This is a genomic window from Pseudomonas sp. MYb13 (assembly GCF_002980075.1).
Taxonomy (GTDB): domain Bacteria; phylum Pseudomonadota; class Gammaproteobacteria; order Pseudomonadales; family Pseudomonadaceae; genus Aquipseudomonas; species Aquipseudomonas lurida.
Genome location: NZ_PCQI01000006.1, coordinates 173,646 through 185,988 on the forward strand (window position 1 = coordinate 173,646; position 12,343 = coordinate 185,988).

The 12,343-nt window shown below is 61.1% G+C and carries 11 protein-coding genes; 4 read left to right on the top strand and 7 right to left on the bottom strand.

The window, feature by feature from the left end; genetic code table 11:
• Positions 1 to 22 precede the first annotated feature (22 nt).
• Both CQ002_RS13795 and CQ002_RS13800 read right to left on the bottom strand, forming a co-directional pair.
• Entirely contained in the window at positions 23 to 571 is a 549-nt protein-coding gene (locus CQ002_RS13795; protein ID WP_105162810.1) for a sugar ABC transporter ATPase, read from the bottom strand.
• Positions 572 to 707: 136 nt separating this feature from the next.
• Complete coding sequence (locus tag CQ002_RS13800) at positions 708 to 1,475, bottom strand: sulfite exporter TauE/SafE family protein (protein ID WP_105162811.1); 768 nt, start codon at positions 1,473 to 1,475, stop codon at positions 708 to 710.
• A 99-nt stretch (positions 1,476 to 1,574) separates the two neighbouring features.
• Here CQ002_RS13800 and CQ002_RS13805 point away from each other — a divergent pair, with 99 nt between their 5' ends.
• The 4 genes from CQ002_RS13805 (at position 1,575) to leuA (ending at position 6,684) form a co-directional block, all read left to right on the top strand.
• The gene (locus CQ002_RS13805) at positions 1,575 to 2,465 is read left to right on the top strand and encodes a LysR family transcriptional regulator (RefSeq protein ID WP_034109247.1); all 891 of its coding nucleotides are present in this window, start codon (positions 1,575 to 1,577) and stop codon (positions 2,463 to 2,465) included.
• 10 nt (positions 2,466 to 2,475) lie between these two features.
• Positions 2,476 to 3,855 (top strand): exodeoxyribonuclease VII large subunit, encoded by a 1,380-nt coding sequence (gene xseA / locus CQ002_RS13810; protein ID WP_105162812.1) that lies wholly within the window; start codon positions 2,476 to 2,478, stop codon positions 3,853 to 3,855.
• Positions 3,856 to 3,858: 3 nt separating this feature from the next.
• A complete protein-coding gene (locus tag CQ002_RS13815) occupies positions 3,859 to 4,680 on the top strand; it encodes a M23 family metallopeptidase (protein ID WP_069078220.1) in 822 nt (273 codons plus the stop codon).
• Positions 4,681 to 5,004: 324 nt separating this feature from the next.
• Positions 5,005 to 6,684 (top strand): 2-isopropylmalate synthase, encoded by a 1,680-nt coding sequence (gene leuA / locus CQ002_RS13825; protein WP_034109250.1) that lies wholly within the window; start codon positions 5,005 to 5,007, stop codon positions 6,682 to 6,684.
• 112 nt (positions 6,685 to 6,796) lie between these two features.
• Here the strand turns inward: leuA and CQ002_RS13830 are convergent, their stop codons facing one another.
• From CQ002_RS13830 to CQ002_RS13850, 5 genes are all read right to left on the bottom strand, one after another.
• A complete protein-coding gene (locus CQ002_RS13830; RefSeq protein ID WP_034109251.1) occupies positions 6,797 to 7,588 on the bottom strand; it encodes an amidohydrolase in 792 nt (263 codons plus the stop codon).
• On the bottom strand, positions 7,576 to 8,724 hold the full coding sequence (locus CQ002_RS13835; RefSeq protein ID WP_105162813.1) for a pyridoxal phosphate-dependent aminotransferase: 1,149 nt from the start codon (positions 8,722 to 8,724) through the stop codon (positions 7,576 to 7,578). The genes CQ002_RS13830 and CQ002_RS13835 overlap by 13 nt, the downstream gene beginning before the upstream one ends.
• A gap of 189 nt (positions 8,725 to 8,913) precedes the next feature.
• Positions 8,914 to 10,383, bottom strand: a complete 1,470-nt coding sequence (der, locus tag CQ002_RS13840) for a ribosome biogenesis GTPase Der (protein WP_034109253.1) — start codon at positions 10,381 to 10,383, stop codon at positions 8,914 to 8,916.
• A gap of 134 nt (positions 10,384 to 10,517) precedes the next feature.
• On the bottom strand, positions 10,518 to 11,669 hold the full coding sequence (gene bamB / locus CQ002_RS13845) for an outer membrane protein assembly factor BamB (protein WP_021492276.1): 1,152 nt from the start codon (positions 11,667 to 11,669) through the stop codon (positions 10,518 to 10,520).
• Positions 11,662 to 12,303 (bottom strand): YfgM family protein, encoded by a 642-nt coding sequence (locus CQ002_RS13850; protein ID WP_015885737.1) that lies wholly within the window; start codon positions 12,301 to 12,303, stop codon positions 11,662 to 11,664. Before CQ002_RS13850 ends, bamB begins: the two co-directional genes overlap by 8 nt.
• Between the last annotated feature and the right edge of the window lie 40 nt (positions 12,304 to 12,343).

The window sequence follows — 12,343 nt, forward strand, 5'->3', positions numbered from 1 at the left end:
CTTGGTAATACTGATAGATGGATTAAAGTTCGACTTTGACCCAACTCATCTTCTGGTCCAGCCAATCGGCAAATTCGTCGATAAAGCTCTGCTTGAACCCCGCCTCCGCCCAGTTGTTGAAAATGAAGCCCAGGTTGGAAAACCCGCATTCCTGCAGGAACAGGAACCCATTGATGTCGTCTTCATGCCCACACAGCGGGCAGGTGAAGTTGTCGGTGTGGCCGGGCATCCAATCTTCCAGGCTTTCGAACAGCGCTTCGCCGACTTCCTTCAGGCATTCCGGGCAGCCGGCCTCTTCGAGAAAGCCCTTGGCCGGGGTATAGATGCAGCGCTTGTAGATGATCTCCAGGCCGTTGATAGGCTCGTTGAACGGCAGCGCCTCGGGGTGCAGCACGACCGCTCGCGCACCGTCAGCCAGGGCGTAGCCCATGCGGTTGCCGGTGCGGCCACAGGTGGTCGGCGCTTCCTTGATGATGTTCTTGCGCACCAGCCAGCGCACGATCGCCCGGGCGCGGGGTTCGTGGACGGGCAAGGTGGAGATTTTCGGGACAAGGATGCTTTGGGAATTCATGGGAGTCCTGCGGTGTGGCGTCTGACGCCATCGCGGGCAAGCCCGGCTCCCACACTGGATGCGATCAACTGTGGGAGCCGGGCTTGCCCGCGATGGAGCCCTGAAGGCTGGCAGCTTAATCCCTGCCCCACACAGGTCAAGTACTCAAGTACCGTCCAATCAACGCAATGCCACTGGCAAGGACCAGCCAGGTCACCAACCGCACAAACGCCTCGCGCGACATGCGCATCGTCAGCCTGCGCCCACACCACAGCCCCAGGGCCATCGCCGGCAACAGGCACAGCGCCAACATCAGCAGCGGCAGATCCGCATACACCCCGGCGACCAGGAACAGGCTCAGGCGCACCACCGTGCTGCAACTGATCAGCGCGCTTTGCGTGGCACGCGCAGCGTCCTTGGGCAGGCGGCTGTTCAGGTAGATCGCATACAGAAAGCCACCACTGCCAAACAGCGCTCCAAACAACCCGCCAACGGTGCCCATGGGAATCGACCAAGCGGCCGCCAGCTGCGTCGGCCGCGCTTTCACCGCCAAGCTGTAAAGCGCGTAGGCACTGATAAACAGCCCCATCAACAGCAGCAGCAGATCCGAGTGCAGATTGAGCAAAAACACCACGCCGAGTGTGCAGCCAATCGCCATGCATGGCAGCAATCGCAGCAGTTCCGGCTTGTTCAGGTCGTGCCGCGACTGGAGCAGGTTGCCAAATGCCGCGACAAAATCCAGCAATACCAGCAGCGGGATAAGCTTCGACAGCGGCATGAACAGAATCAGGATCGGCCCCGCGACCAGCGCAGTGCCGAAACCGGCGATGCCAAACACGATGTAGGCCACCACCACGCCCACGCCGATCACCAGCCAATCCGCACCACCAAACGACCACTGACTCATCAGCTCAACCGGGCCCATGGGTAATTCCTTGTTAGAGGTAGCCATCACTTTAGCCATCGGCGAGGGATGCGACTAATATCTTCAAAGCCCCCTACCCATCTCGAAAAGGCATGACGCGTGATCTCTACCCGCCAACTGCGCTACTTCGTCGAAATCGTCGACAGCGGCAGTTTCAGTGCCGCCGCAGAGCGCCTGTTCGTGGCGCAATCAGCCCTCAGCCGGCAGATAAAGGCGCTGGAAACCCAGCTGCAGACCCCGTTGTTCGAACGCACCGCACGCCAACCGCGCCTCACCGCTGCTGGCGAGGCCTTCTGCCCACGCGCGCGCAACCTGCTGGCTGAGTTACTCAAGGCCAGCGAGATGGCGACCCAAGTGGGCAATGGCGAACTCGGCACACTGCGCCTGAGCCATTCGAGCACTGTGCCGATGAGCGGATTGTTGCTGCAAGGCATCAGTACCTGGCTGGAGCGTTGCCCGGGGGTGTCGATGGACATCGCCAAACTGTCCTCCGAAGCGCAGTTGGAAGACATCGCCGACGGTCGCCTGGACGTCGGGTTGCTGCGCTTGCCGGTGTTGCGCCAGCGCGAGGGCGTGCGGGTGGTGCCTTTGTACAGCGAGCCACTGCTGCTGGCCGTTCCCCCGAACCATGCGCTGGTACGCAGTCAGGCGCCCATCCAGCTGGAGCAGTTGCAGGACGAAGCGTTTATCTCGATTCCCCACCCCCAGCGTGGCGGCCTGAGTTATCTGTCAGCCGAGTTGTGCATGCGTGCGGGATTCTTTCCCAAGGCCGCGCGCGTGAGGTCACGCAAGACTACCCAACTGCAGTTGATCCAGGCCGGCTTCGGTATTGCCTTGTTACCAAAATCCATGCGGGACATTGCCCCGGCCAACGTGCACTTTTTACCCCTGGCCGACCCGGACTGCCTCAGCACCGTGGCCCTGGCCTGCGCGCAGGCGCCGAGCGCACTGGTGGAGCAATTCTGCCAAACCTTGCGCGAATGCCTATAAACTGCCGCCCATGATTAAAGATCCTTTTGCCCGCCTGGGCCTGGACCGCGAAGTCCTGACTGTCAGCCAGCTCAACGGCCGCGCGCGGGTGTTGCTGGAAGACGTGTTCACCAATATCTGGGTCGAAGGCGAGATCTCCAACCTCGCTCGCCCGGCTTCTGGTCATGTGTACTTCACCCTCAAGGACAGCGGCGCGCAGGTGCGTTGCGCACTGTTTCGCAATAACGCCGCACGCGTGCGCCAAGCGCTGAAAGATGGCCTGGCAGTGAAAGTACGCGGCAAGGTCTCGCTGTTCGAAGGCCGTGGCGACTACCAGTTGATCCTCGATACCGTGGAGCCGGCCGGCGATGGGGCGTTGCGCCTGGCCTTCGATGCATTGAAGGAAAAGCTCAGCGCCGAAGGCCTGTTCAGCGCCGAGCGCAAAGTACCGCTGCCGGCGCACCCACGGCGCATTGGCATCATCAGCTCACCGACGGGCGCGGTGATCCGCGACATCATCAGCGTGTTCCGCCGTCGGGCGCCGAACATTGAACTGACACTGATCCCCACGGCTGTGCAAGGCCGCGAAGCAATCCCCCAGATCGTGCGCGCGTTGAAGCTGGCGGATGCGCGCGGCTTCGATGCGCTGATCCTGGCCCGTGGCGGCGGCTCCCTGGAAGACCTCTGGTGCTTCAACGAAGAAGCCGTGGCGCGTGCGGTGGATGCCTGCATCACACCGATCGTCAGTGCCGTCGGCCATGAAACCGATGTATCGATCAGTGACTTCGTGGCGGACGTACGCGCCCCTACCCCCTCTGCCGCGGCCGAATTGCTTGCGCCAGATGCCAGCCACCTGGTGCGCCAGGTCGAAAACCTGCACCGCCGCCTGGTGATGCTGATGCGCAACCGCCTGAGCCACGACCGCCTGCGCCTGGAAGGCATGGCCCGGCGCTTGCGTCATCCCGGTGAACGCCTGCGCCAACAGGCCCAGCGCCTGGATGACCTGGACATGCGCTTGCGCCGCGCATTCGAGCGCAGCCTCAACACTCGGCGCGAACGCCTGATCCGTCTCGAAACCCGCCTGGCCGGCCAACACCCGGGGCGCCAGCTCGCCCTGCTACGCCAACGCCTGGACGGCCTCGCCGAACGCCTGCCCCGGGCCATGCGCGAAGGCCTCAAGGCGCGGCGCCTGCAGTTGCAAAGCCAGGTGCAGACGCTCCACGTGGTCAGCCCGCTGGCAACCCTGGGCCGTGGCTACAGCATCTTGCTGGACGAGCGCGGCCAGGCGATTCGCAACGCCGCACAGACCCACACCGGCCAGCGCCTGACCGCGCGCCTCGGTGAAGGCCAATTGCAAGTGCGGGTGGAAGACAACCACCTGACACCCGTCACACTTTCGTTATTGGATTGATTGATGCCACGTCTCTTTAGCCTGCTGATGTTGTTTTGCCTCGCCTTCAACGCCCACGCCGACAGCTACATCACCCGCACCTTGAACAAACCGGTGCCGGGTGGCGTTGCCGTCGTCGAGCTGGGTCCCGCAGCGGCGGCCCCGAAAGCCACCTATCAGGGCAAGCCGGTGCTGGTGGTGAAAGAGGCCGACAATTGGCTGGCGATTGTCGGTATTCCGTTGACGGTCAAGCCAGGCAACGAACGCATCAGCAGCGGCGGGCGTAACCTGCCGTTTATCGTCGGTTACAAAAAGTACCCGGAACAACGCATTACCCTGAAAAACAAAAGCCAAGTGAACCCCGACCCGGCGCAACTCAAGCGCATCGAGGCCGAGCTGGCGGTGCAAATCAAGGCCTACCGCAGTTTCAGCCCGAACCTGCCGAGCAACCTGGTGCTGGACAAGCCGGTGAACGGGCCGCTGTCGAGCAAGTTTGGCGTGCGTCGCTTCTTCAACGGTGAAGAGCGCAACCCCCACTCGGGCCTGGATTTCGCCGTGCCGGCCGGTACCCCGATCAAGACCCCGGCGAACGGTAAGGTGATTCTGGTCGGCAACTACTTCTTCAACGGCAACACCGTGTTCGTTGACCATGGCCAAGGCTTCATCAGCATGTTCTGCCATATGTCGAAGATCGACGTGAAAGTCGGCCAGCAACTGGCACGCGGTGCCGTGGTGGGCAAGGTCGGTTCGACGGGCCGTGCGACCGGGCCGCACATGCACTGGAACGTCAGCCTGAACGACGCGAGGGTCGACCCGGCGATCTTTATCGGCGCGTTCCAACCCTGAATCGTTCAATTGCGCGCCCGATAATGGGCGCGCAATTAAAACCAGACCCAGCCTCATATAAGGGCATAAAATCTCGTTTCCCACGCCGATAGAAGAACTTCTCTCAATTTTTCTCGACTGCTTGCCATCTTTCACCCCTGCGGTTAGGGTTGAGCTTATGAAAACCTCTCACACCCTCATTCAGCTCCGCCAGCACCGCAGCCTGTGCCTAGTCAGCGCACGACTGCCAGGCTGAATCGATCTGCCTCGTCTTGACGTTTTATCCCTAAAAACAGTTCTACGGCAGGCCGCCTTTTCTCGGCCCCTACAACAAAGGATTTCCCGATGAGCATGCTCAAAGACCCGTCTTCGAAGTACCGCGCGTTCCCGACCATCGATATCCCGGACCGCACCTGGCCATCGAAGACCATCACCGAAGCGCCGATCTGGTGCAGTTCCGACCTGCGTGATGGTAACCAGTCGCTGATCGAGCCGATGGACGCCGTGAAAAAGCTGCGCTTCTGGAAGACCCTGGTCGCCGTTGGCGTGAAGGAAATCGAAGCCTCGTTCCCGGCAGCCTCGCAAACCGACTTTGACTTCGTGCGTACCCTGATCGAAGACAACCACATCCCCGAGGACACCACCATCCAGGTGCTGACCCAGGGCCGTGAAGACCTGATCGCACGCACATTCGAATCCCTGCGCGGCGCCAAAAAGGCCATCGTGCACCTGTACAACGCCACGTCGCCGTCCTTCCGCCGTATCGTGTTCAACCAGGACAAGGAAGGCATCAAGGCCATCGCGGTCAACGCGGCCAAGCTGTTCGTCAAATATGCCGCCCAACAGCCGGAAACCCAGTGGACCTTCGAATACTCCCCTGAGACCTTCAGCGCCACCGAGCTGGAGTTCGCCAAGGAAGTGTGCGATGCGGTGATCGAGGTGTGGAACCCGACGCCCGAGCACAAGATGATCCTCAACCTGCCGGCCACCGTGGAATGCGCCACGCCAAACATCTATGCCGACCAGATCGAGTGGTTCGGTCGTCATATCAACCGCCGTGACAGCGTGATCATCAGCCTGCACACCCACAACGACCGTGGCACCGGCGTGGCCGCCACCGAACTGGGCCTGATGGCCGGCGCCGACCGTGTCGAAGGCTGCCTGTTCGGTAATGGCGAGCGCACCGGTAACGTCGACCTGGTGACCGTCGCGCTGAATATGTACACCCAGGGCCTTGACCCGCAGCTGGATTTCTCCGACATCGATGGCGTGCGCAAAGTCGTCGAGGAGTGCAACCAGATTCAGGTCCACCCGCGTCATCCATACGTCGGTGACCTGGTTCACACGGCGTTCTCCGGCTCGCACCAGGACGCCATCCGCAAGGGCTTCTCCCAGCAGAAAGACGATGCGCTGTGGGAAGTGCCGTACTTGCCGATCGACCCGGCCGACATTGGCCGCAGCTACGAAGCGGTAATTCGCGTGAACAGCCAGTCGGGCAAAGGCGGCATCGCCTACCTGCTGGAGCAGGAATACGACATCAGCTTGCCGCGCCGCATGCAGATCGAGTTCAGCCAAGTGGTACAGGCTGAAACCGACCGCGTCGGCCTGGAGATGACCGCACCGCAGATCTACGCCTTGCTGCAGCGTGAATACCTGCAAGCCAATACCCCGTACGCGTTGGTCAGCCATCGCCTGCAGGAAGAGAACGGCAACAGCTTTGTCGAGGTGGAAGTCTCGGGCAAGGGCCAGGGCGAAACCAACCTGCACTGGAAAGGTAAAGGCAACGGCGCGTTGGAAGCGCTGGTGGCGGGCCTGCCGATTGGCGTGGAGATCATGGACTACAACGAACATGCGATCGGTGCAGGCACCCACGCCAAGGCAGCGGCCTACATCGAACTGCGTGTAAACGGCGAGCGCCCGGTGCATGGCGTGGGTATTGATGAAAACATCACCACGGCCAGCTTCAAGGCACTGTTCAGTGCGCTGAACCGCTCGTTGAGCCAGCAGGAAGCGAAGGCAGCGTAAAACGCCTGCTTAAATGCGAAGGCCCCTGGGTGTGAATCCAGGGGCCTTTTTTGCTGTGGGTCTTGGATGAGGCTGATGGCCTCTTCGCGGGCTGGCCCGCGATAGCGGTCGATCAGACGAACTGGAAGCTGTCGGCATCCAGGTTCGCCGGAAACTTGGTGCGATACGCGGCCAATTCCGCCGCATCCAGGTTCACCTGGAACACCCCATCCGCTTCCCCTGCACTGAGCAGGGTCTCGCCCTGGAAGTCCAGCACCTGACTGTCCCCCGTGTAGGCAAACCCCTTCCCATCCGTGCCCACGCGGTTAACGGCCGCCACATAGCACAGGTTCTCGATGGCCCGCGCCGGCAGCAATCGGTTCCAATGCAGGCGACGCGCACCTGGCCAATTGGCGGTGTACAGCAGCAGGTCAGTGTCCTGGGCATCGCGACTCCACACCGGGAAGCGCAGGTCGTAGCAAATCAATGGGCGAATGCGCCAACCCTTTAATTCGAACTGCACCTGGCGTTCGCCAGGGGTGTAGTGGTCGTGCTCGCCGGCCATGCGGAACAGGTGGCGCTTGTCGTAATGCAACACTTCACCCTCCGGCCGTGCCCACAGCAGGCGATTGCGATGGCTGCCGTCGGCGGCCTGGATAATCACACTGCCGGTGATCACGGCGCCGTACTTCGCTGCCTGGGCCTGGAGCCAGCGGTGGGTCGGACCGTTCTCCGGCTCGGCCAGGGTGGCTGACGCCATGGAGAAACCGGTGGTGAACATCTCCGGCAGTACAATCAGGTCGGCGCCTCTGGCTTGCTCAAGCAGCAGCTCGAAGTGTTCAAGGTTGGCTTGGCGGTCATGCCAGGCCAGGCTGGTCTGGACCAGGGCGATATTCAGGTTCGGCAGTGCACTCAGATCACGCATAGTTTTTCCGCCGCTTGTTGCAGCGTTTCCTCGCGTTTGGCAAAGCACAGGCGCACCAGGCGCTGGCCTTGGGGTGGGGTCTGGTAGAACACCGAGACTGGAATGGTGGCCACGCCGTGTTCGCGGGTCATCCAGAGGGACATGGCGACGTCGTCCAGGTCCGGACGGATCCGGGAGTAATCCACCAACTGGAAGTAGGTGCCGGTCACGCGGGTAAAGCTGAAACGGGACGGCGCCAGCAAATCGCAGAACAGATCGCGCTTGGCCTGGTAGAACGCTGGCAGCGCCTCGACGTGCTCCGGGTGTTCGGCCATGAAGTCGGCCAGCGCGTACTGCAGCGGGGTTACGCCGCAGAAATTGACGTATTGATGCACCTTGCGCAGTTCTGCGGTGAGGGCCGGCGGCGCGACCACGTAGCCGGTTTTCCAGCCGGTGACGTGATAGGTCTTGCCGAACGAGCTGACCACGAAGGCGCGCCGGTACAGCTCTTCATGGGCCAGCACGCTGACGTGCGGCACGCCGTCGAATACCAGGTGTTCGTAGACTTCGTCGCTGACCAGGTAGATATCACGGTCGCGGATCAGTTCGGCCAATTGGTCCAGCTCGGCGCGGCTGATCAGCGCGCCGGTGGGGTTATGGGGGGAGTTGAGGATGATCATGCGCGTGCGCGGTGACAGCGCCGCCTTGACCTTCTCGAAGTCGAGGGCAAAGCCGTCCAGGCTCAGTTGCACATGCACGCAACGCCCACCGGCCAGTTCCACTGAGGGCTCGTAGCTGTCGTAGCAGGGGTCGAACACGATGACTTCATCGCCATGGCGAATCACCGCCTGGATCGCGCAGAAAATTGCTTCGGTGGCGCCAGGGGTGATGGTCACTTCACTGTCGGCATTGACCGTCGCGCCATAACTGCGGGCGATCTTGGCGGCCACCTGCTGCCGCAGCACTGGCAGGCCGGTCATAGGCGCATATTGGTTGTGACCGAGGGCAATATGCTTGCCCACTGCATCGAGCAAACCTTGAGGGCCATTGAAGTCCGGGAAGCCCTGGGACAGGTTGAGTGCGCCGGTTTCAGCGGCAAGTTGCGACATGGTGGTGAAAATCGTTGTGCCGACATTCGGCAGCTTGCTGGTGATCATGGGAGCCCCCTTCGGGTGAGCTGCAAGTTTTAAGCTGCAAGCTGCAAGCAGGTCAAGGGGCAAACCGCCAGGCACAAAAAAGGGCTCATTTAGAGCCCTTTTTTGTACCTGGCGGTTTGAGCGTCAAGCTATTAGCTACACGCTGAAAACACTCTCGCTTTTACCTGGCGCTTGCCACTCGTCGCTTACCTACCTTTTATCCCGGCGCTTCTTGTCGGCCTTCTTGTGGTGAGTCATCAAGCGACGCTTCTTGTTCACCTGACGGTCAGTCAGTGTGTTCTTGTTGCCTTCGTACGGGTTCTCGCCACCCTTGAACTCGATACGGATCGGCGTACCGACCAGTTTCAAGACACGGCGGTAAGTGTTTTCCAGATAACGCACGTACGACTTAGGCACCTTCTCGATCTGGTTACCGTGGATCACGATAATCGGCGGGTTGGCACCACCCAAGTGGGCGTAACGCAGTTTGATCCGGCGGTTGTTGACCATCGGCGGCGCGTGCTCGCCAACGGCGTCTTCCAGGATCTGGGTGAGGCGGTTGGTCGGCCAGCGGGTGACCGCGGACTTGAACGAGTTCTGGACGGAAGCGTAGAGGTTGCCCACGCCGGTGCCGTGCAGTGCCGAGATGAAGTGGATATCGGCGAACTCGACGAAGAACAAGCGACGCTGCAGCTCGATCTTGACGAAGTCGCGCTCGCTTGGCGTCATGCCGTCCCACTTGTTGATCGCGATCACCAAGGCACGACCGGCTTCAAGGGCAAAGCCCAGCAGGTTGAGGTCGTGGTCTACCACGCCTTCGCGGGCGTCCATCACAAAGATCACCACGTTGGCGTCTTTGATCGCCTGCAGGGTTTTCACCACGGAGAACTTTTCAACTTCCTCGTGGATCTTGCCGCGCTTGCGCACACCGGCGGTGTCGATCAGCGTGTACTTCTCGTCGTTACGTTCGAACGGGATGTAGATGCTGTCGCGAGTGGTGCCGGGCTGGTCGTACACGATGACCCGGTCTTCACCGAGCATGCGGTTGACCAGGGTCGACTTGCCAACGTTAGGGCGGCCGATGATGGCGATCTTGATGCCGTCTTTTTCACTCGGGCCAGGAATGCGCTTGGCTTCCTCACCTTCGGCGACGATCTCTTCCTCGCCCTCTTCTTCCTCGACGTCATCCTTGGGGAAGTCGCGCAGGGCGATTTCCAGCATCTGGGTGATACCGCGACCGTGGGCACCGGCGATTGGAATCGCGTCGCCCAGGCCCATCGGGCTGAATTCGGCACGGGCCTGCTCAGGATCGATGTTGTCGATCTTGTTGGCGACCAGATAGGAACGCTTGTTGCGCTTGCGCAGGTGCTCGCCAATCATCTGGTCGGCAGCGGTGTAGCCCGCACGGGCGTCCACCAGGAACAACACGACATCGGCTTCTTCAATGGCCAGCAGCGACTGCTCGGCCATCTTTTCGTCCATGCCATGCTCGTCACCGGAGATACCACCGGTGTCGACAATAATGTAGGAGCGCCCTTGCCACTTTGCCTCACCGTATTGGCGATCACGGGTCAGACCGGACAAGTCGCCGACGATGGCGTCGCGAGTCCTGGTCAGGCGGTTGAACAAGGTGGACTTGCCGACGTTAGGTCGGCCCACCAGGGCGATTACGGGAACCATGCGGCTCTCCACTTCGTTATTTCAGAAAATACAAAAGCCGCTGCAAGGCAGCGGCTGGTGCTCGGGGCAGCATAATCAAATGCCGCATGCCCCGCCGAAGCGGGGCCGCCTGGGTGTTACCCCAAGCATAGTTCTTACTTGATGGTCAGGGCTTCCAGCTTGCCGCTGTTGCCATACACATAAAGCATGTTACCCACCACCAGCGGACGCGCACGCAGGCCGTCGCTGTCGATACGCTCACGACCTACGAAGCGACCATCCACCTGGCTCAGCAGGTGCAGGTAGCCTTCGAAGTCACCGACCGCCACGTAGCTGGAGAATACTTCTGGTGCCGACAGTTGGCGGCGAGCCAGGGAGTCGTTGCTCCACAGTGCAGTGGTGGAACGCTCGTCGACACTTTCAACGGTGCCGGACGCCAGGCTTACGTAGACGCTGCCAAACCCTTGGGCGACACCGGCGTAGCTGGAAGCATCACGCTGCCAGTTCACACGACCGCTCTGCAGGTCCAGTGCCGCGACACGGCCCTGGTAAGTGGCGACGTAGAGGGTTTCACCGGACAGCAGCAAGCCACCGTCGATGTCCACTACGCGGTCCAGCTCGGAACGACCTTGAGGAATGGCCACACGGGTTTCCCAGGCCGGCACGCCGTTCTGGGTATCCAGGGCGACCACTTTACCGGTCGACAGGCCTGCAACGGCCAGATTGTTGGTCACAATCGGACCACTGGTACCGCGCAGCGTCAGCACCGCAGGGGTGCTGTCGTACAACCAGCGCTGTTCGCCAGTGCTGGCGTCGAGGCCGATCACACGGTCGTCCTGGGTTTGCACCACGACGATATCGCCGTTGGTGGCAGGCGGTGCGAGGACTTCACTGGTCACGCGAGCGCGCCATTTCTCTTCACCGGTGCTCGAATCCAGGGCCACGACTTCGCCTTTCAGCGTGCCGAGCATGACCATGCCGTAACCCACGCCTACGGCGCCGGAGACAGGCAATTCGAGGTCTTTCTTCCACTTGACGTCGCCGTTCATGCGATCCATGGAGATCACCACGCCGGTCACGTCAGCCGCCACAATGTTGTCACCGTCGATTGCCGGCACCAACATGTTGTAGGTTTCACCCTGGCCATCACCGATGGAGCGGCTCCACTGCTTTTGCAGGACCACTTCTTCCTTGAAGCTGGTGAGCTCCGCAGGCGGCAGTTCTTTTTTACTGTTGCTGCTGCAACCCGCGGCCAGAACGGCCAGAGCCAGCAATGCTGCATGTTTCCAACGGATCACGTCACGCATCCCCTTTGGCCAAGTCGTCCAGCTTGATTTGTAAGCCACCGACCGCCGCTTCATCAGACAGCGCCGCCTTGGCTTTTTGGTACGCAGCATTGGCTTCGTCGGTACGACCCAATTGGACCAACAGGTCGCCCTTGAGCTCTTCGCGAGTGGCTACAAATGCCTTGTCAGCATCGCCGTCGAGCAGTTTGAGTGCTTCGTCAGCCTTGTTCTGTGCCGCCAGTACCTGAGCCAGGCGCTGACGTGCGATTTCACCCAGGGTCGGGTTGGTCGGCTTGTCGGCGATGGCCTTCAGCTCAGCGGCGGCGTCATCCAGCTTGCCGGTGTCGACCGCGACTTTCGCGACGAACAGGCTGCCGTATTGGGCGTAGGTGCTACCACCGAATTCGTTCTTCAGCTTGCCGGCCAGGTCGGCAACCTGCGCCGGGTCAGGCTTGCCGTCCGGCGTCAGCGTGGTTTCCAGCAGTTGCTGATAGAGGATCGAGGCGCCTTGGGACTGGTTGGCCTGATACTTGGTCCAGGCTTGCCAGCCGAACACCACCACTAAAGCCAGCAGCCCGCCAGTAACCAGGGGCTTGCCGTTACGCTGCCACCAGTCCTTGAATTCGGCCAGTTGCTCATCATCAGTACTCGACACCCCAATACTCCTTAATCGCTAAATTCGGCTGTTCGACAGC